Genomic DNA, 20,448 nt, shown 5'->3' on the forward strand with positions numbered 1-20,448 from the left:
TCACCGCAACCCTCTCCCAGAGCAGGAGAGGGCGCAGCCATCAGCTACCTGCCTGCTCGAAGGGCAGCTTCATCTCGCGCAGGTCGCGCTTTGTCTCCACCAGCACCAGCGGACCTTCGTCAATGACGACAACAGGCGGCCGCTCGCGGGGCACATGCACGGGCTTGGGCTCGGCAGCGATCGCGGCCTGGACGGCTGCGATCTTGCCGGCGTCGGAGTTGACCCACTCAAGCCCCGAGCTTTGCGCCACTTGCACGAGGTCGCTCACGGGCAACTCGAACTTCGTGACCTTGGGCAGCGGTGCGCGGCCATTGGCAGGCGCTGCGGCCTTGGCTGCTGCGGGCGCGGGAGCACGCACGGCGATGGGCTCGGCAACGAATGCCGGTGCGGCTTGCGCGGCGTCGGACTGCGGTGCCGGTGCCGTCGAAGGCGCCATCGAAGGCGCGGCCGCTTGCATGGCGGGTGCTGGCTGGCGCTGCTCGTCGTTGGACGCCTGCGCGTCGTCACTGGCGAAGCCCGTCGGGTAGCGCGGACGATCGCGGTCCTGCAGGGCAGCATCGCCCGCGTCAGCCGCTTGCGGTGCAGCGCCGTCTTCACGAGGCGCTTCGCCTTCACGCGGTGCGCGGTCACGGCGGTCGCGGCCATAACGGTCGCGCGAACGGCGTTCACGCGGCTGCTCGCCATCGGCGGCAGGGCGCTGTGCGTCTTGATGCGCATGCGACTCGAGCACCGGATCAGCGGCAGGCGCCTGCTGGTGGCCGCCATCGTTCACCGCGCCCACTGACGTTGCAGCGCCGGCGAGTGCTGCGACTTGCGCGCTCTCATTGGCGGCGGCCTGGTCGCGCGGACCACGGTCGTTGCGGCGCTCGCCGCCACGCTCGCCGCCACGCTCGCGGCGGCCGCCGTCGCGGTTGCCGTCGCGGTTGCCGTCGCGGTTGCCGTCGCGGTTGCCGTCGCGACTTCCTTCTCGACTTCCTTCGCGATTGCCATCCCGGCTCGCGTCACGGCTTGCCTCGCGCGGACGGTCACCGCGCGCAGGGCGGTCCTGGCGCTGCTCGCCAGTGGCGCCTTCATTGGATTGCTGCGCGCCTGCCGCGCCTTCAACCGGCGCACGCTGGTCGGATTCGCGGCGCTCGCGCGGCGGACGGTCGCCATTGCGGTTGTCGCCACGCGGCTCGCGGTTGTCGCGGCCTTCGCCACGATCCTGGCGATCACCACCTTGACGCTCACCGCCTTGGCGATCACCGCCACGGCGCGGGCCTTCGCCTGCTTCGGCGCGATCACGCCGGGGCTCGCCCTCGCGGCGCTGGCTGCCTTCGCGGTTGCCATCACGGCCACCTTCGCGGTTGCCTTCGCGATTGCCCTCGCGGCGCTGGCCGCCTTCACGGTTGCCGTCGCGGCTGCCACCGCGGCCACCGCGGCGGTTGCCGTCACGGCCACCTTCACGGTTGCCATCTCGGCGTTCTTCCCGCTTGCCCTCTGTTGCCGCAGGTGTTTGCACAACTGGTGCGGGTGCAGGCGCGGGGGATGCGCCGAACAGGCTCTTGATCCAGCCCATGAAGCCTGTCTCGGCAGGTGCCGGTGCGGGCTTTGGCGCGGGTGCGCGAGCGGCTTGCGGCTTGGCAGCAACCGGCTCGGGCTTGGCCACTTCGGGCTTGGGCACTGCAATCGGCGCGGGTGCGTCGGGCAGCACGCCCTTGATGACGGGCTCTTGCTTGTTGGTGCGTTCGTGCGAGCGGCGCGTGACGGCCGTCGGGTCTTCGACTTCTTCTGCCATCGCGTAGCTGGCCTGCAGGTTGTCCAGGCGCGGATCGTCGTGCTTCAGGCGCTCGAGCCGGTAGTTCGGCGTTTCGAGCGTCTTGTTGGGCACCATGATCACGTTCAGGCGCTGCTTCAGTTCGATCTTGGCGATTTCCGCGCGCTTCTCGTTCAACAGGAACGAAGCAACATCCACCGGCACTTGCACATGAACGGCGGCGGTGCCGTCTTTCATGGACTCTTCCTGGATGATCCGCAGGATCTGCAGCGCCGAGCTTTCCGTGTCGCGGATGTGGCCGTGGCCGCCGCAACGCGGGCAAGGAATCGACGCGCCTTCCGACAGGGCCGGGCGCAGGCGCTGTCGGCTCATTTCCATCAGGCCGAACTTGCTGATCGTGCCGAACTGCACGCGCGCGCGGTCTTGCCGCAGCGCATCGCGCAGGCGGTTTTCGACTTCGCGGCGGTTCTTCGACTCTTCCATGTCGATGAAGTCGATGACGATCAGGCCGCCCAAGTCACGCAGGCGCATCTGGCGCGCGACTTCGTCAGCGGCTTCGAGGTTGGTGCGGGTGGCGGTCTCTTCGATGTCGCCGCCCTTGATGGCGCGTGCCGAGTTCACGTCGATGGAGACGAGCGCTTCGGTGTGGTCGATCACGATCACGCCGCCGGAAGGCAGCTTCACTTCACGCGCGTAGGCCGATTCGATCTGGTGTTCGATCTGGAAGCGCGAGAACAGCGGTGCGTCGTCGCGGTAGCGCTTCACACGGGCGGCATGCTCGGGCATGACGTGCGCCATGAACTGCTGCGCCTGGTCGTAGATGTCGTCGGTGTCGATCAGGATGTCGCCGATGTCGTGATTGAAGTAATCACGAATGGCGCGGATGACGAGCGAAGATTCCTGATAGATCAGCATCGCGCCCTTGCCACCCTTGGACGCGCCTTCGATGGCGTTCCAGAGCTTGAGCAGGTAGTTCAGGTCCCACTGGAGCTCAGGTGCGGCGCGGCCGATGCCGGCGGTGCGCGCAATGATGGACATACCGTTGGGGTATTCCAGCTGGTCCATGTTCTCTTTGAGCTCGGCGCGGTCTTCGCCCTCGATGCGGCGGCTGACGCCACCGCCGCGCGGGTTGTTGGGCATGAGCACCACGTAGCGGCCGGCCAGCGACACAAACGTAGTCAGGGCTGCGCCCTTGTTGCCGCGTTCTTCTTTTTCGACCTGGACCAGCAGTTCCTGGCCTTCCTTGATCACGTCGCTGATGCGCGCCTGCGAGACGGACACACCGGGGGTGAAGTAGGAGCGGGAGATTTCCTTGAAAGGCAGGAAGCCGTGGCGGTCTTCGCCATAGTCCACAAAGCAGGCTTCGAGCGAGGGCTCGACGCGGGTCACAACGGCTTTGTAGATGTTGCCCTTGCGCTGCTCGCGGCCTTCAATTTCAATTTCGTAATCGAGGAGCTTTTGCCCATCGACGATGGCGAGCCGGCGTTCTTCAGCCTGCGTCGCGTTGATCAGCATGCGTTTCATGCGTCACCTTCTTTTAAATCCAATACACCAGGGCCCTTTGACGGGCCAACGGTGCCTGGCAGGCGCGATGAAATTACCGGAACGGCCGCATAGCGGCGCCTGCTAGGAGAGCGGGCGCGGCAACAGGGCTGGGAGTGGGGCGAGAGGCGCAGCAGGTGGCGCGAGCCGTCGGCGCGCGCGTCTGGCCACGATCAGTGGCGCAGTGTGCGATACCTGCGTTTTGCAGATATCAGGCGACAGCCAGACTGTGACGGGGGCATTGAGCCATCGCCAGCAGATCATGAGGAGCGCCATTAGCACGGGTGTGTCTCGCTTTGTCCGTCCGCCAGAAGGTGCTGGAGGACTCGTATTCCGTAAGTGTTTCATCGCGCCGGCTTGTCTTTGCACTGGAGTGAGTTTGCACGTGAGCAAAGGTGGCACCGGCCTTCCAGCGTAACCGGCGGTGAGTGCGTGGACTAAACTCCAAGGCAAATCAACCACTTACAGCGTTACGCTAGTGAAACACATTATAGGGGGCATCCAGACCCCCGCAAGCACGACGCGGAACCCGCAGGAGTCGGCGAGGTGGATCGCCGTTGGACGCGCGGCCGCAAACGATGGCCGTCATGATCAGGCCCTGGCCTGTTTCAAGCGCGCCGTGGAGCAAGACCCCGACTCAGCGCCTGCACACTTTCAGCTGGCACGCGAGCACTATCGGCGCAACAACCTGCCGCTTGCCCAGGCAGCATTTGAGCGGGCGGTGGCGCTGAGGCCCGACTATCCGCAGGCGCTCAATGGCCTTGCTGTCGTGATGCAGCTCAAAGGCGAATGGGTCACCTCAGAGGTGCTGTTCAGGCGCGCCATTGAAGCGTCGCCCGACTTTGGCGCCGCAATGAGCAGTCTTGGCAATACGCTCTTTCACCTCGGGCGGCTGGCAGAAGCGGAGCAGATGTTCCATTCGGCCCTCGGGATTGACATGAACCTGCGCGAAGCGCACCAGGGCCTGGGGCTGCTGCTTCATTGCGAGCAGCGGATGGACGAGGCGGAGCAGGTATGCCGCGGCGCCGTGGAGCGCTGGCCGAATACGGCAGACCTGCGGCTCAATCTCGGGCTCTTGCTGCTCGCGCGGGACAAGTACGAGGAGGGCTGGGCCTGCTATGAAGCGCGCCATGCATCGAGCATGAGCGCCGAAGTGCGACGGCAGGCCTTGCCCGGGGGCACGCCGTGGGCGGGGCAGGCGCTGGACGGCAAGTCGCTGCATATCGTGGCCGAACAAGGGTTCGGCGACATGATCCAGATCGTTCGTTATGTGCCGCTGTTGCGGCGCATGGGCGTGTCGCGGCTCACCCTCGAATGCGCCGCGCCACTGCGGCCATTGCTGCAAGGCATGGAAGGCATCGACGAGCTGGTGAAGGCTGCACCGGCCCAGTTTGACTACTGGTGCTACACGATGAGCGTGCCGCGGCTCATGCGCACCGACATCTCCAATATTCCTGCCACGCTGCCGTATTTGTCTGCGCCGGCACACCGCGCCGAATTTGCGAAGGCCCTGCTCGGTCCGCGGCCGGCCGGTGTGCTGCGCGTCGGCCTGGTCTGGAAGGGCATGGCCGCCAACCGGCATGACGCGTTTCGCTCGCTGGCGGCGCTGTCCAGCCTGTCGTCGCTGTGGAGCGTGCCCGGTGTGCAGTTCGTCAGCCTGCAAAAGGGTGCGGGCGAAGAGGAGGCGAAGTCGCCCCCCGCTGGACAGGCGCTTCTGGATGCTGGCACATCGCTGCGCGACTTTGCAGATACGGCTGCCGTGATCCATGAGCTGGACCTGGTGATCACGGTTGATACGGCCGTTGCGCACCTGGCCGCCGCGCTCGGCAAACCTGTGTGGCTTTTGCTTGCGCGCCGCGGCCTTGACTGGCGCTGGGGCATCGGCCGCAATGATTCGCCGTGGTACCCCGGCGTGATGCGCCTGTTCAGGCAGGAGCAGATCGGCAACTGGCAGGGCGTGATCGATGAGGTGCGCGCCGCGCTCGACGCGCTGGCTGCGCAGGGCGAGGCGCAGCCGCAATGACTGCGCCTGCGGCGCCCCAGGCCACGTTCGTCGAAGTCGACGAGGGGTCGGCGGGCCAGCGGCTCGACAATTTCCTGATCCGCGAGTTGAAGGGCGTGCCGAAGACGCACGTCTACCGGATCATCCGCAGCGGCGAAGTGCGGGTGAACAAGGGGCGTGCGTCTGCCGACACGCGTGTGGTGCAGGGCGACATCGTGCGGGTTCCGCCCACGCGCGTGTCCGACAAAGTGGCCGAGAAGCTGGAAAAGCCGGCACCTGCGCGCGAATTTCCGGTGCTGTTCGAAGACGATCACCTGCTGGCGATCGACAAGCCCGCCGGCGTTGCGGTGCACGGCGGCAGCGGCGTGAGCTTTGGCGTGATCGAGCAATTGCGGCAAGCGCGGCCCCAGGCGAAATTCCTGGAGCTCGTGCACCGGCTTGACCGCGAGACATCCGGCATCCTGCTTGTCGCGAAGAAACGATCGGCGCTCACCAACTTGCAAGACCAGTTCCGCGAACGCGAGACCGGCAAGACCTATCTGGCCATGGTGAGCGGCACGTGGCCTGCGAACAAGAAGGTGATCGATGTTCCGCTGCACAAGTACCTGCAGGCCGATGGCGAGCGGCGCGTGAAGGTCGTGGCGCGCGATGACCCCGATGGCATGCGCTCGATCACGCTTGTGAAGGTGGCGCGACGGGTGGCGCTGCCCACGGGCGAAGCAAGCCTGCTCGAAGTGACGATCAAGACGGGCCGCACACACCAGATTCGCGTGCACCTCGCCTCGCAGGGCCATGCGATCCTGGGGGATGACAAGTACGGCGATTTCGAATTGAACAAGGCGCTGGCCAGGGCGGGCCTGAAGCGCATGTTCCTGCATGCGTGGCGGCTCGCGTTCACGCACCCCGCTTCGGGCGAGGCGGTTTCGCTGCAGAGTCCGTTGCCTTCGGCGCTCGCGGCGTTTTCGCGCGAGGCTTAGCAGCTGCGGCCTTGCGTGCAGGCTTGGCCGCTGGTGTGGCTGCTGGTGTGGCCGCTTGCACGGTCGCGGCAGGCGCTGCGGCCGCGAGCTGCGCAACCACTTGCGCAACCGGTGTCGCCCAGTCACCGGGCACGGGCTGCCTGAACAGGCGCATCACCCCTGGGTACCAAGGCGAATCGGTGCGCTCACGCAGCCAGCGCCAGTCGGTGCCGCGCGCAGAAAGCAGCAGCGCCACTGGCTTGCCCATGGCGGCTGCAAGATGTGCGACGGCGGTATCGACGCACACCACGATGTCGAGGCTGGCGATGATGGCGGCGGTGTCGCCGAAGTCTTCGATCTGCTCGCCCAACGCCTTGATCGGCTGGCCTTTGGGCGGATGCGCGGCCTCGTCTTCACCCTGGCCCTTTTGCAAGCTCACGAATGCGGCGCCCGGCACCAACCACAGCGGCGCGAGCACTGCAAGCGACGGCACCGACCGGTTCATATCGTTGGCATGGCCGGCAGCACCCTTCCACACCAGGCCGATCTTCAGCGCGGCTCGTGGCATTCGCCGAGCCCACGTCTTCACGCGCTTCGCGTCGGCGCTGATGTAAGGCAGCGCCGCAGGAATCGATTCCAGCGTGGTGCCGCAGTGCAGCGGCAGGCTCAGCGCGAAGCACCAGTAGTCGCAGACAGGCAGCACGTCCACACTGACTTCATCGACGCCTTGCACGGTGCGCATCACCGGCTCGAGTGCCTTGTTGCAGAAGACCACGACGCGTGCAGCACCCATCGATTTAAGAACAGGCGCATAACGTGAGAACTGGATCAAGTCGCCGAGGCCTTGCTCGGGCCAGATGACGATCGACTTGCCTTCAAGCGACTCACCGCACCACGGCGGGAAGGGCAGTTCGGGCGCGCTGACCAGGGGTGTGGTGAGAACGGGTGAGTGCCGCGCTTCATAAAGCGGCCAGCCTTCCTTGAACTTGCCTTCGGACAGCAGCAGGCTGCCCAGGCCCAGCTGCGCTTCTGCGCTGGATTTGACCGGCGATGCCGCGCTTGCTTCGAGCACTTGCCGATACAGATGCTCTGCCTCATCGGGCCGGCCGCTTCGCTGAAGCAGGTTGGCAAGGCTTGTGCGCGCCTGGGTGTAAGAAGCATCCAGCGCGATGGCGCGGCGAAGGAGTTGCTCTGCTTGTTGCGAAGGCCCCTGCGTTTCAAGCAGCACAGCCAGGTTGTTGAGTGCAGCCAGGTTGTCAGGCTTGATTGTCAGCAGCTTGCGGTAGGCCACCAGCGCTGGCTCGGTTTGACCTTTGCGCTGAAGCTGCACGGCTTCGTCGAAGAGGTCGTGCTCCGGCGTGCGCTTCGGCATGATCGACTGGCACAGCGCATCGATGGGCGTGGCCCAGTCGCCCGGTGTGGGTTGGCGGCGCAGCTGCATCACACCGGGGTACCACGGCGAGTCGATGCGCTCGCGCAGCCAGCGCCAGTCCACGCCCACAGACGGCAGCAGCACGGCCACGGGTTTGCCCATGGCGCCGGCGAGGTGCGCGATGGCGGTGTCGACACAGATGACGATATCGAGGTTCGCGATGATCGCGGCCGTGTCGCCGAAGTCTTTGATGTCCTGGCCGAGTGCGGTGATGGGCTGTCCCGCGGGCGGATGTAACGCTTCGTCTTCGCCCTGGCCTTTTTGCAGGCTCACAAAAGCGGCGCCTGCGATGGTCCACAGCGCAGCCAGCGTCGCCAGTGAAGGCAGCGACCGGTTCATGTCGTTCTTGTGGCCCGCAGCACCCTTCCAGACGAGGCCGATCTTCAGCTTCGATTCGGGCAGGCGTTTCTTCCAGTGGGCCACGCGCGCTGGATCTGCGCTGATATAGGGCAGCTCGCCCGGGATCGATTCGAGCGTGGTGCCAAAGCGCATCGGCAGGCTGAGCGGAAAAGTCCAGTAGTCATGGGTGCGCAGCTGGCGCAAGTCGATCACCACTTCATCGACGCCCGCCACGGTTTGCAGCACGGGCTGCAGCGGTGGATGGCACACCACGGTAACGCGCGAAGCACCGAGCTTCTTGAGCATCGGCGCGTAGCGCACGAACTGGATGCTGTCGCCAAAGCCCTGCTCGGGCCACAGGATGATCGACTTGCCTTGCAGCGACTCACCGCGCCATGCCGGGCACGGCAAGTTGGGCGCGTGCACCGTCGGGTCGGCCAGCTGCGACGAGTAGCGCGCTTCGTAGTAGGGCCAGCCTTGCGCGAGCCGGCCTTGCGTGAGCAGCAGCGAGCCGAGATTGAGCTGCGTCTCTGCGCTGTCGGGCCGCAGCCTCAATGCTTCGCGCAGTTCCTTTTCTGCTTCCTCTGGCCGGTTGGTGATGTGCAGCAAGGCGCCCAGGTTGTTGTGCGCATCGGCGTAGTCGGGCTTGAGTTCAAGCGCGCGGCGGTAGGCACTCTCTGCTTCCTTCCAGCGTTTGGCCTCGGTGAGCAACGCTGCTTCGTTGTTGGCAAAGCGCGCATCGAGTGGCTGGAACTTCTTCGCGCGCTCGTAAATGGCCTGCGCTTCCTGCCCGCGCCCGGCCTTTTGCAGCAGCACGCCCAGGTTGTTGCTTGCATCGGCAAAGTCGGGCTTGAGCGCCAGCGCCCGCGCATAGGCTTCTTCAGATTCCTGGATGCGTCGCGCGTCCTGCAGCATCGTGCCGAGGTTGTTCCACGATTCAGCGTGCTGTGGGTCGATTTCGAGCGCGCGGCGAAACGCGGCTTCAGATTCGTCCCAGCGCTTCTGTTCCACCAGCAGCGCGCCCAGGCCGTTCCACGCGGAGAGCAGCGCGGGCTTGGCGGCGATGGCGGCGCGGTAGCTGGCTTCGGCTTCATCGACACGGCCGCTGGCGCGCAGCAGGTTGCCCAGATTGGCGTGCGCTTCGGCGTACCCCGGCTCGACCTCGATCGCGCTGCGATAGGCGGCCTCTGCTTCGGCGGCGCGGCCCGATGCGCGCAGCAGCACGCCCAGGTTGCTGTGGAAGCGGCCTGCAGCTGGCATCAGTGCGATGGCGCTGCGGTACCCGGCTTCGGCCTGTGCGGTGCGGCCCTCACGGCGCGCTGCATTGGCGCGTGCGAACCACTGGTTCGCCTGCGTCTCCTTGTCGGCCAGGCCTGCGAGCGCCGCGCGCACGGCGTCGATCACCGGCGGCCATCCGCCTTCGGCCGTGGAGCGGAACAGACGCATCACACCGGGATACCACGGCGAGTCGTCGCGGCCTTGCAGCCAGCGCCAGTCAACGCGGTAGTTCGGCAGCATCACCCACACGGGTTTGCCGAGTGCGCCCGCGAGATGGACCGATGCGGTATCGACGCCAATCACCAGGTCCAGCTGCTCGATGATGGCTGCTGCATCGGCGAAGTCTTCGATGTCATTGCCCAGCGGCACGATCGGCTGGCCAGCGGGAGGCTTGAGGGCCTGCTGTTCGCCGGCGCCTTTTTGCAGGCTCACGAATGTCACACCCGGCACGGACCACAAAGGCGCGAGCGTCTCCAGCCCCGGCAGCGATCGATGCGAGTCGTTGGCGTGCGTTGTCGAGCCTTTCCAGATCAGCCCGACCTTCAGCCCAGCGGCGGGCATGCGCGGGCGCCACTTTGCCATGCGCTGGGGCAGCGCACGCAGGTAGGGCAGCTTCGACGGGATCGTGTCCAGCCGTGTGCCCAGGCGCAGCGGCAGGCTCATGGCGTGGCACCAGTAGTCGTGCGGCGCAGGCGTGTCGTGCAGGTCGATCACTTCGTCGATGCCTTCGACCGAGGCCAGCAGCGCTCGCATGGGCGGCAGGCAGGCCCAGCTCAGCCGGGTGATGCCGAGCTGCCGAAGCATCGGCACGTAACGCACGATCTGTAGCGTGTCGCCGTAGCCCTGCTCGCTCCAGATCAGCAGCGAACGGCCCGCCAGCGGCTCGCCCGTCCAGCGCGGGAACGGATGGCGGGGCGAGTAGAGCGACCCGCCGAGCCGGTCTTGCTGGTTGCGCGCTTCGTAGTGCGGCCAGCCTTCGTCGAAGCGGCCCGCTGCCAGCAGCACCATGCCCAGGTTCAAGCGCGCATCGCCGCTGCCGGGGCGGACTTCAAGCGCGCGCAGCAGCATGTGCTGCGCTTGCTCGCTATCGCCCAGTTCACCCAGCAACACGCCCAGGTTGTTGAGCGCCCAGAAGTTCTCCGGATCGCTTTGCAGGGCGAGGCGAAACTGCGCGACGGCATCGCGTGTGCGGCCTGACTCCTGCAGCACCATGGCCAGCCGCGTTTGCAAGGCGGCGTGCTCGGGATGCTGCTGCACGGCGTTGCGCAGCAAGGCCTCAGCCTGGTCATAGGCGCCTTGCATCGCCAGCACGCTCACCAGGCCAATCACGGCTTCTGGCGAGCGCGGATCTTGCTGCACCACAAAGCGGTGCGCCGCCTCGGCATCGGCGAGACGGCCTTGTTTTCGCAGCACATGACCCAGCGTGAACCACGCATCGGTGTGCATGGGCTGTAGGGCGATGGCGCTGCGCAGTCGGGCTTCGGCCTCTTCGAGCCGGCCGAGCGCCTCGAGCGCGCGGCCCAGCGCCGTGAGCGTGGCGAGGTTGTTGCGGTCCCACGCGAGTGCGAGCTCCAGGGCCGTGACGGCCTCTTCATGCCGGCCGGCATCCAGCAGCACCATGCCCAGCAACTGCTGTATTTCCACGGCGCCGGGCAACAGAGAGATGGCGCGGCGCAGCAGGGCTTCGGCCTCATCGAGTGCCTTGGTTGCGCGCAGCACGCGCGCGAGGTTGAGCATCACGACCGGATGCTCCTGTTTCGCCAGCACTTGCCGCAAGCAGCTTTGCGCACCCGCGAGATCGCCCGCATTCATCAGCCGGCCGCCTTGCTCGTACAGGGCCGTCAGCTCGCCGAGTGGAGGCAGGGTCGGTGCGGGTGCCGATTGGGCTGGCGGCGCGGGCGTCGATGCGGGCTTTCGCACGGGTGCCGAAAGCACGATGTTGGGCATGGCCAGCTGGGTGTGATGCGCGGCCACCTCCTTCGGAACGCGTTGCGCGAGTTCAGTGCGCACTGCCTTGACGACGCTCGCCCAGTCAGTCGAGCTTTGCCGGAACAGGCGCATCACGCCGGGATACCACGGCGAATCGTCACGGCCAAGCAGCCATCGGAAGTCGACGCCGCGTGCGGGCAGCAGCACCCACACGGGTTTGCCGAGTGCGCCGGCGAGATGGGCCGTGGCGGTATCGACGGTGATGACGAGATCGACCTGTTCGATGATGGCCGCTGCATCGGCAAAGTCCTGGATGCTGTGGCCCAGCGGCAGGACAGGCTGGTTCGCAGGCGGGCGCGCGGCCTGCTGCTCGCCCTCACCTTTTTGCAGGCTGATGAAGCTCACGCCCGGCACGGACCAAAGTGGCGCGAGTGTCTGCAGGCCGGGCAGCGAGCGTTGCGCATCGTTGAAGTGGCTGGCCGAGCCTTTCCACACGAGTGCGACTTTGAATCCGGCAGGCGGCAGGCGCGGGCGCCACTTTGCCAGACGGTCAGCCGGAGCGCGCAGATACGGCAGCTTCGCCGGGATGGTGGCCAGCGATGTGCTGAACCGCAGCGGCAGGCTCATGGCATAGCACCAGTAGTCGTGCGGCGGCGGTGGCGTGTCGTGATCGATGACGGCGTCGATGCCTTCGACGGCCGACAGCAACTCGTGCAGGGCTGGGTGGCACACCCACGTCAGCGTCGACAGGCCGCGCTCGCGCAGCATGGCTGCGTAACGCACGATCTGCAATGTGTCGCCAAAGCCTTGCTCGCTCCAGATCACCAACGACTTGCCCGCGAGCGGTTCACCTGTCCACATCGGGAAGGCGTACGCCGGCGTGCGCAGCGTTGTGTCGAAGCGGCCCGGTTGATAGCGTGCTTCGTAAAGCGGCCAGCCTTCTTCAAGCCGGCCCGATTCGAGCAGCAGCATGCCCAGGTTGAGCTGCACCGTGGCAATGTGCGGGGCGGAAGTGTCGTCACCTGCCTGGCCAATGTCGAGCGCGCGGCGCAAGAGCGTCTCCGCCTCATCGCGCCGGCCCGTGTCCGACAGCACCATGCTGAGGTTGTTCAGCGTGTAGATGTCGCGCGGTTCAATTTCAAGTGCACGCCGCAAGGCTGTTTCAGCCTGAGCGAATTCGCCGCGGCGCAAATGGCAGGTGCCGATACCGTTGATCGCAGGCGCGAAGTCTGCATTGGTGTCGATGGCACGCCGGAACATGGCCTCGGCCTCATCGAACTTGCGCAGGCGTTCCAGCGCCACACCCAGGCCATGCAAGGCCTCGGCAGAAACGAGGCCCAGGTCCACGGCTTTACGGTGCGCCTTTTCGGCTTCTTCCAGTTGGCTGCGGCGGCCCAGCACCTGGCCAAGTTGCAGCCACGATGGCGCGTAAGTGGGTGCGACAGCGATGGCTGCACGAAAGGCCTGTTCGGCCTCTTCAAGGCGCCCCGCCTGCAGCAACACTTCGCCCAGGCGATGCCGCATGTCGATGCTCTCGGGCAGCAGCTCGATGGCGCGGCGGGCGACTTGCACCGCTTCGTCCCACTTGCGCTGCGCCTCGAGCGGGCGGCTGAGGTTGAGCAGGAAGAGCGGGTCTTCACGCAGGGTGAGCGCGTGGCGGAAGTGCGCTTCGGCCTGCACGAAATCGCTCGACTGCAGGTACACACCACCAAGCAGGTGCCATGCGTCGGCGTTGTCCGGGCTGCGATCCAGCAATTGCCGGTAGGCCGCTTCAGCTTGCTTGAGCTTGCCTGCGCTGTGCAGGGCAATGGCTTCATCGAGCGCCGTGTTGGCCGCGGGCCTGGCAGGTGGTGCGAGAAGCGGCTTGCCTGCTTGCGGCGCCATCGAGCCTGCAGGCGCGAGCTTGCGCAGTTCAGTGCGCACTTCGTCGATGACGGCGGACCAGTCGCCGGACGTGGCTTGGTGGAACAGGCGCATCACACCCGGATACCAGGGCGAGTCCTTGCGGTCGATGAGCCAGCGGAAGTCGATACCGCGTGCGGGCAGCAGCACCCACACGGGCTTGCCCAGCGCGCCAGCGAGGTGGACCGGTGCGGTGTCGATGCTGATGACGAGGTCGAGCTGCTCGATGATGGCCGCCGCGTCAGCGAAGTCATCGATGTCGTTGCCCAGCGCCGCGATGGGTTGGTCTGCGGGCGGCTTGAGGGCCTGCTGTTCGCCGGCGCCTTTTTGCAGGCTGATGAAAGTGACGCCGGGCACTGACCACAGCGGTGCGAGCGTCTGCAAGCCGGGCAGCGAACGGTGCTCGTCGTTCAGGTGCGATGTGGAGCCCTTCCACACCAGGCCCACCTTGAATCCGCCTGCCGGCAGGCGCGCGCGCCACTTTTCAATGCGTTGCGCCGGCGCACGCAGGTAAGGCAGTTGCGCGGGAATGTTGTCGAGCCGCGTGCCCAGGCGCAGCGGCAGGCTCATGGCATGGCACCAGTAGTCGTGTGGTGCGGGTGATGCTTTCTGGTCAACGATGGCGTCGATGCCCACAACGCCCGCGAGCAAATCGCGCAGCGGCCGCCGGCAGACCCACGTGAGCCTGGTGATGCCCAGCTGCCGCAGCAGCGGCACGTAGCGCACGATCTGTATCGTGTCGCCATAGCCCTGTTCGCTCCAGATGACGAGCGACTTGCCCGCCAGCGGCTCGCCCTTCCACATCGGGAACGGGTATTCGGGCGAGCGCAGCGACCCATCAAAGCGCCCCGGCTTGTGCCGCGCTTCGTAGTAGGGCCAGCCTTCTTCGAAGCGCCCGCTTGCAAGCAAGAGGAAGCCGAGGTTGATCAGCGCATCGGCGTTGTTGGGCTGCAGCTCGAGTGCGCGGCGCAGCATGGCTTCAGCTTCAGTGCGCCGCCCGAGGCCCGCGAGCAAAACGCCCAGGTTGTTGTAGGCCCAGAAATGCTCCGGGTCGAGCTCGATGGCGCGGCGGAAGTCCGCCTCGGCACTGGCCAGGTCGCCACGCTGCTGGTGCGTGGTGCCCATGCCGTTCACGGCGGCTGCGAAATCGGGTTTTAACGCGAGGGCGTGGCGGAATGTGGCGTCGGCCTCATCCCATTTGCGGCGGCGTTGCAGCGCGACGGCCAGGCCCTGGTAGGACTCGGGCGATGTCTGGCCGAACGCTATGGCCTTGCGATGCGCGTCTTCAGATTCAGCCAGCTGGACGCGGCGATTGAGCACCAGCCCGAGATGAAACCAGGCGTCAGCGTAGTCAGGCTTGAGCGCGATCGCTTCGCGCAGCGCAGCCTCTGCCTCTTCGAGCCGATTGAGCTTCTCGAGCGTTGTGCCCAGCGGATAAAGCATGGCGGCTTCACGCGGGCCCAGCGTGAGGGCAGTTCGCAAAGCGGCCTCGGCTTCGCCAAAGCGGCGCGCATTGAGCAGCAACACGCCGAGGCGATAGCGCATCTCCTGGTTCTGCGGGGCGAGCTCGCAGCCGCGGCGAAGTGCGGCAATGCCTTCGTCCCAGCGCTGCTGTGCTTCCAGCGGGCGGCTCAGGTTCAGCAGGAAGAGCGGGTCTTCGCGCAGCTCCAGCGCTTTTCGAAAGTGGGCTTCTGCACTCGCGAGATCGCCGGATTGCAAGCGCACGCCGCCCAGAAAATGCCAGGCATCGGCGCTCGCCGGGTCTGCGTCGAGCGCCCGCTGGTAGGCGGCTTGCGCCTCCTCAAGCCTGCCTGCGGTGTGCGCTGCAAATCCTGCGGCGATTGCTGCTTTTGCGTCCATCTTCAGCTGGGCATTTTGCAACTGCGCCGGTTCTTGATGGCCTGCCTCGTGCGCTGCCGCTTCTCGCAGCGCGTCACGCACTTGCTCGATCACAGGTGCCCAGTCTTGCGCAGCGGTCTGGTGAAACAGGCGCATCACGCCGGGGTACCACGGCGAGTCGTCGCGGTTGTCGAGCCAGCGGAAGTCGATGCCGAATGCGGGCTGCAGCACCCACACGGGTTTGCCCAGCGCACCCGCGACATGCACCGTGGCTGTATCGACGCTGATCACCAGGTCGAGCAATTCGATGATCGCTGCGGTGTCGGCGAAATCCTCGATGTCGTTGCCCAGCGTCAGGATAGGCTGGCCCGGCGGTGGGTGGAGCGCCTGCTCCTGATCCGCATCTTTTTGCAGGCTCACGAAGGTGATGCCCGGCACTGACCACAGCGGTGCCAGCGTTTCCAGCCCGGGCAGCGACCGGTTCGCGTCGTTCATGTGATGCGGCGATCCCTTCCAGACCAGGCCGACCTTGAAGCCTCCTGCGGGCAGGTGTGTGCGCCATTTGTCGATGCGCGACGGTGGTGCGCGAAGGTATGGCAGCTGCGCGGGAATCGTGCCGAGGTCCGTCGCAAAACGCAGCGGCAGGCTCATCGCGCGGCACCAGTAGTCGTGCGGGGCCACAGGCGCGCGCTCGTCGATGACATGGTCTATGCCATCGACCGTGGCAATCAGCGCCTGCAGCGCTGGCCGGCACACCCACGTCAATTTTGCGAGTCCGCGTTGCCTCAGCATCGCGGCGTATCGCGCGACCTGGACCGTGTCGCCAAAGCCCTGCTCGCTCCACACGACCAAAGATTTGCCGGTGAGGGATTCGCCTTGCCAGAGGGGAAACGGATAGTCGGGTGTGGGGAACTGCTCGTCGAAGCGGCCGGATTCATAGCGCGCTTCGTAGAGCGGCCAGCCCTCATGGAAGTCGCCGTTGGCGAGCAGGAGCAGGCCGAGATTCAGGCGTGCGTCGGCGTTGGCCGGCTCCAGTGCCAGGGCCTGGCGGAAGGCGGCTTGCGCTTCGCCAGGACGGTTCAGCCCGGCCAGCAGCCCGCCCAGGTTGTTCAGGGCCCAGAAGTGACGCGGGTCGAGCTCAAGCGCATGCCGGAATGCTGCTTCGGCTTCGACATACCGGCCGCACTGGCGATGGATGGACCCCAGGCCATTGATGGCCGCAGCAAAGTCGGGTTTGAGCTCAATGGCACGTGCGTAGAGGGCTTCGGCTTGCGCGCTCTGGCGGCGCCTTTGCACGGCAACAGCCAGTGCATGAAACGCTTCGGCAGAGACCAGCCCCAGGTCGATCGCCTTGCGAAGTGCCTGCTCGCTGGCCTGCAACTGGTTGAGCTGGTTGAGCACCAGGCCCAGCTGCAGCCATGCATCTGCGAAGCCGGGCTGGAGCTGGGTTGCTTCGAGCAGCGCGGCGTGAGCGTCCTGCAGCCTGGATTGACTGAGCAGTGCGCTGCCAAGTGCGAACAGCGTGGCCGCATCGCGCGGACCGCAGGCGAGGCGGGCGCGAAATGCCAGTTCGGCTTGCCCCGGTCGGCCCGCTTCGAGCAGAACGACGCCGAGCTGGTGTTGGATCTCGGGGTTACCCGGCGCGAGTGCGGCCGCGCGGCGCAAGGCTGCTTGCGCGGCGTCAAGCTGTTGCTGCGCCTGCAGGGCACGCGCGAAATTGAGCAGGTAGGTGGCGTCTTCGCGCAGCGCCAGTGCCTTGGCGAAGTGCGCCTGGGCCTGTGGAAAGTCGCACGCCTGCAGCATCAAGCCACCGAGCAGGTGCCACGCGTCGGCATTCGACTCGTCATGGGCGAGCACGGCGCGGCAAATGCGCTCGGCCTCGTGCATGTTGCCGCCCGCGTGGGCTGCGAATGCGGCAGCCAGCGCCGGCGCTGGCGCCGCGTTCGAGGTCGTGCGGGTGGTCTTCACTGCTGGCCTGGATGGGTTGCCTGTTTATACCTGCACACGGTTTGCTGCCAGCCCCCGGATAATCGCCCCATGAACAAGATGCGCCCCCGCCGGTTCGACCTGATTGCCTTCGATTGGGACGGCACGCTTTTCGACTCCACCCGGATCATCACGCGCTGCATACAGCGTGCAGTCGTCGACGTGGGCGGCGCGCAGCCGACAGAGAAGGCGGCGGCCTATGTCATCGGCATGGGCCTGATGCAGGCGCTGGCACACGCCGCGCCTGATGTGCCGAAAGAGATGTATCCGCAGCTCGGTGCGCGCTACCAGCATCATTACCTGGCTCACAAAGACGACCTTGTGTTGTTCGACGGCGCGATCAGCATGCTCAATGAGTTGAAGCAGCGGCACCACCTGCTTGCCGTTGCCACGGGCAAGTCGCGGCGAGGCTTGAATGAAGCGCTGCATTCGGTGCAGCTTCACGGCTTGTTTGATGGCTCGCGCACGGCTGATGAAACGCAGGGCAAGCCGCATCCGCTGATGCTGCAGGAGCTGATGCGTGAATTTGATGTGCCTGCCGGGCGCATGCTGATGGTGGGCGACACCACCCACGACCTGCAGATGGCCGTGAATGCGGGTTGCGCCGCTGTGGGGGTGAGCTACGGCGCGCATGAGCCTTCGGAGTTCGAAGCGCTGGCGCCGTTGCATGTGGCGCATTCCGTGGCGGATCTGCGCAACTGGCTGCTTGAAAACGCCTGAGCACATGGACGCACTGATCCCGCTTTGCAATTCGGGTGACCTTGTCGACGGCGGCGTCGCCGTGCCGTTCGATGTGATGTATGGCGGGCAGACCTGCCGCGCCTTCGCCGTGCGCTATGAAGGGCACGTGCATGCCTATCTCAACCGTTGTGCACATATCGCGATGGAGATGGACTGGCAGCCCAATCGCTTCTTCGACGATTCGGGGCGCTGGCTGCTTTGCAGCACGCACGGCGCGGTGTACGAGCCGGACAGTGGCAAGTGCGCAGGCGGCCCCTGTCGCGGTGGCCTGGTGAAGATCACCCTGTCCGAGCAGGGCGGTGTGGTGCACTGGCATACTGACCATAACCTCAAACCAGTCGAGTTCTGAAGATGACGATCGATACACAACCTCCGGCTGCGCAAGAGCCGGATCCGCGGCCTGCGGCCGACGCAGCAGCGGCGACCGCACGCGAGACCGAGCGCTTGCTGGCGATGGAGCGGGCGACGTTCGAAAAACTCATGTTTGCCACGCTCGATGAGCAGCGCACGACGCGCCGGTGGCGCATGTTCACCCGGCTGGCATGGCTGCTGTTCTTCGTTGTACTTGCCTGGTCACTCATGCACCGCGGCACGGCGAGCGACAAGACGCTGGCCCACACGGCGGTGATCGAGATCAAGGGCGAGATCGCATCGGGCTCGGATGCAAGCGCTGAAACAGTCGTTGCCGCCATGCGAAGCGCCTTCGAAGACAGCGGCGCGCAGGGCATCATCTTGCTGATCAACTCGCCGGGTGGCAGCCCGGTGCAGGCCGGCATCATCAACGACGAAATCCGCCGCCTGCGCGCGAAGTACAAGAAGCCGGTCTATGCGGTGGTGGAAGAGTCGGCGGCATCGGCGGCTTACTACATTGCCGCCGCAACCGATCGCATTTTTGTCGACAAGGCCAGCATCGTCGGCAGCATCGGCGTGCTGATGGATGGCTTCGGCTTCACGGGGCTGATGGAAAAGCTTGGCGTTGAACGGCGCCTGATGACCGCCGGCGAGAACAAGGGCTTTCTGGACCCGTTCAGCCCGCAAACGGAAAAGCACCGCGTATTCGCACAGGCGATGCTCGACCAGATTCACCGCCAGTTCATTGATGCGGTGAAGGCCGGCCGCGGCAAGCGCCTCAAGGACAGCCCCGAGCTGTTCACGGGCCTGTTCTGGACGGGCCAGCAAGCGGTGGAAATGGGCCTGGCCGACCAGCTCGGCAACCTTGACTATGTCGCCCGCGAAGTGATCAAGGCTGAAGACGTGGTGGACTACACGCGCCGCGACAACGTCGCTGAACGCCTGGCGAAGAAGTTCGGCGCTGCCATTGGCGAAGGCGCCGTCAAGGCGATGAAGGGCATTCCCGCCATTCGCTGATCGCGGCTATTTGCCGATCAGATAAACGGCGGGCACGTCGTTGGAAGCGGGGCAGGGCGCACCGCGCCACGCGCTCACTGCGCGGCAGCGAGTCGACTCAGCAGGCAATGTGAGCGCGCTGGCAACAGCGAGCCGCGTCTGTGGGTGCAGCGTCTTGACGAGCGCATCCCAGATCGCAGCGTTGCGGTACGGCGTTTCGATGAAGAGCTGGGTCTGGCCTTTCAATGCCAGCGTTTCCAGCTCGCGGATTCGCTGCGCGCGCGGTCCGGCGTCTTGCGGCAGGTAGCCCACAAATGCGAAGTTCTGGCCGTTCAGGCCGCTTGCGGCGAGCGCCAGCAATAGAGACACCGGCCCGACCAGGGGCACGACGCGCAGGTTCAGCTCGTGCGCGGCCCGAACGACCGACGAACCAGGGTCTGCCACTGCGGGCATGCCGGCTTCGCTGAGCAGGCCGGTATCGTGGCCTGCGAGCGCGGCGGCGAGCAGGGGCCTGGCGTCAAAGCTGCCATCGTGGTCGCCCTTTTTGTGCACTTCACGCGGCAGTTCGGTGATGTGCTGCTCCTGCAATGGCGCTGCGAGCGGATGCAACTCGCCAATGCGCTTGAGGTACGAGCGAGCTGTCTTGGCGTTCTCGCAGATCCAGTGCGTCAATCCGGCAGCCACCACCATCGTGTGGTCAGGAATCGAGCCCGCCAGCGGCTGCGGCGTGCCGCCGAAGTCGAGTGGGGCGGGGACGAGATAAAGCGCGCCGGGTTGACTCGCCATCACAGCACCCGGATGCCAGCCGCGCGGATCATGCGGCACGTGCGAATGAGCGGCAGGCCCACAAGCGCCGACGGATCGTCGCTCTCGATGGCGGCAAGCAATGCGATGCCCAGGCCTTCGCTGCGGGCCGAGCCTGCGCAGTCATAAGGTTGCTCAGCCAGCAGGTAGGACTCGATTTCATCGTCCGTGAGATCGAGAAACTTCACATGCACAGGCGCGAGATCGACCTGCTCGAAACCGGTCTCATGGCACACCACGGCGACAGCCGTCTGGAATACGACCGTGCGGCCGCGCATCCGGCGCAGTTGGGCCACCGCGCGATCGTGCGTGCCAGGTTTGCCGATGGGTTCGCCGTCGAGGTCAGCGACCTGGTCGGAGCCGATTACGACGGCAGTGGGGTGGTTGCGCGCGACCGCGTGGGCTTTTGCCAGCGCCAGTCGAAGGGCGAGATCGCGCGGGTTTTCCTGCGGATGCGGCGTTTCGTCGACATCGGGCACGGCGACGTCATAGCTGAGTTTGAGGCGGGACAGCAGTTCGCGCCGGTAAGGGGAACTGGAGCCGAGCACGAGCGCGCGCTGCGTTTGCTTGGGGGCCTGGGCATGGGGCATGCCGG

At 65.9% G+C, this 20,448-nt stretch carries 9 protein-coding genes; 5 read left to right on the top strand and 4 right to left on the bottom strand.

Going from position 1 to position 20,448, the window contains the following annotated elements:
- Window positions 1-40: 40 nt before the first annotated feature.
- The gene (locus tag GHT07_RS10345) at window positions 41-3,280 is read right to left on the bottom strand and encodes an Rne/Rng family ribonuclease (protein ID WP_153584993.1); all 3,240 of its coding nucleotides are present in this window, start codon (window positions 3,278-3,280) and stop codon (window positions 41-43) included.
- Between the two features lie 496 nt (window positions 3,281-3,776).
- Here GHT07_RS10345 and GHT07_RS21730 point away from each other — a divergent pair, with 496 nt between their 5' ends.
- Together GHT07_RS21730 and GHT07_RS10355 are read left to right on the top strand one after the other, a co-directional pair.
- On the top strand, window positions 3,777-5,321 hold the full coding sequence (locus GHT07_RS21730; protein WP_153584994.1) for a tetratricopeptide repeat protein: 1,545 nt from the start codon (window positions 3,777-3,779) through the stop codon (window positions 5,319-5,321).
- Complete coding sequence (locus tag GHT07_RS10355; protein ID WP_153584995.1) at window positions 5,318-6,277, top strand: RluA family pseudouridine synthase; 960 nt, start codon at window positions 5,318-5,320, stop codon at window positions 6,275-6,277. Before GHT07_RS21730 ends, GHT07_RS10355 begins: the two co-directional genes overlap by 4 nt.
- Here GHT07_RS10355 and GHT07_RS10360 read toward each other — a convergent pair.
- The gene (locus tag GHT07_RS10360; protein WP_153584996.1) at window positions 6,195-16,943 is read right to left on the bottom strand and encodes a tetratricopeptide repeat protein; all 10,749 of its coding nucleotides are present in this window, start codon (window positions 16,941-16,943) and stop codon (window positions 6,195-6,197) included. The genes GHT07_RS10355 and GHT07_RS10360 overlap by 83 nt on opposite strands.
- Before the next feature lie 78 nt (window positions 16,944-17,021).
- Here GHT07_RS10360 and GHT07_RS10365 point away from each other — a divergent pair, with 78 nt between their 5' ends.
- From GHT07_RS10365 to GHT07_RS10375, 3 genes are read left to right on the top strand one after another with little or no spacing between them, the layout of a single operon-like run.
- Window positions 17,022-17,681 carry an HAD family hydrolase gene (locus tag GHT07_RS10365; RefSeq protein WP_153585135.1) on the top strand — a complete coding sequence of 220 codons (660 nt, stop codon included), beginning with the start codon at window positions 17,022-17,024 and terminating at the stop codon, window positions 17,679-17,681.
- 4 nt (window positions 17,682-17,685) lie between these two features.
- Complete coding sequence (locus GHT07_RS10370; protein ID WP_153584997.1) at window positions 17,686-18,051, top strand: Rieske (2Fe-2S) protein; 366 nt, start codon at window positions 17,686-17,688, stop codon at window positions 18,049-18,051.
- Window positions 18,052-18,053: 2 nt separating this feature from the next.
- Window positions 18,054-19,070, top strand: coding sequence for a S49 family peptidase (locus GHT07_RS10375; protein WP_153584998.1), 1,017 nt, complete (start codon window positions 18,054-18,056; stop codon window positions 19,068-19,070).
- 6 nt (window positions 19,071-19,076) lie between these two features.
- Here the strand turns inward: GHT07_RS10375 and GHT07_RS10380 are convergent, their stop codons facing one another.
- On the bottom strand, window positions 19,077-19,835 hold the full coding sequence (locus GHT07_RS10380; protein WP_153584999.1) for an SAM-dependent methyltransferase: 759 nt from the start codon (window positions 19,833-19,835) through the stop codon (window positions 19,077-19,079).
- The gene (locus GHT07_RS10385) at window positions 19,835-20,443 is read right to left on the bottom strand and encodes a Maf family nucleotide pyrophosphatase (protein WP_153585000.1); all 609 of its coding nucleotides are present in this window, start codon (window positions 20,441-20,443) and stop codon (window positions 19,835-19,837) included. Before GHT07_RS10385 ends, GHT07_RS10380 begins: the two co-directional genes overlap by 1 nt.
- Window positions 20,444-20,448: the final 5 nt, after the last annotated feature.

The sequence above is a fragment of the Caenimonas koreensis DSM 17982 genome, assembly GCF_009646335.1.
Lineage (GTDB): Bacteria > Pseudomonadota > Gammaproteobacteria > Burkholderiales > Burkholderiaceae_C > Ramlibacter > Ramlibacter koreensis.

Excerpts from the sequence above, each read along its gene's own strand:
- GHT07_RS10385 (WP_153585000.1), bottom strand. The coding sequence starts at position 20,443 with ATGCCCCATGCCCAGGCCCCCAAGCAAACGCAGCGCGCGCTCGTGCTC.
- GHT07_RS10345 (WP_153584993.1), bottom strand. The coding sequence starts at position 3,280 with ATGAAACGCATGCTGATCAACGCGACGCAGGCTGAAGAACGCCGGCTC.
- GHT07_RS10375 (WP_153584998.1), top strand. The coding sequence starts at position 18,054 with ATGACGATCGATACACAACCTCCGGCTGCGCAAGAGCCGGATCCGCGG.
- GHT07_RS10355 (WP_153584995.1), top strand. The coding sequence starts at position 5,318 with ATGACTGCGCCTGCGGCGCCCCAGGCCACGTTCGTCGAAGTCGACGAG.
- GHT07_RS10370 (WP_153584997.1), top strand. The coding sequence starts at position 17,686 with ATGGACGCACTGATCCCGCTTTGCAATTCGGGTGACCTTGTCGACGGC.
- GHT07_RS10365 (WP_153585135.1), top strand. The coding sequence starts at position 17,022 with ATGCGCCCCCGCCGGTTCGACCTGATTGCCTTCGATTGGGACGGCACG.
- GHT07_RS10380 (WP_153584999.1), bottom strand. The coding sequence starts at position 19,835 with ATGGCGAGTCAACCCGGCGCGCTTTATCTCGTCCCCGCCCCACTCGAC.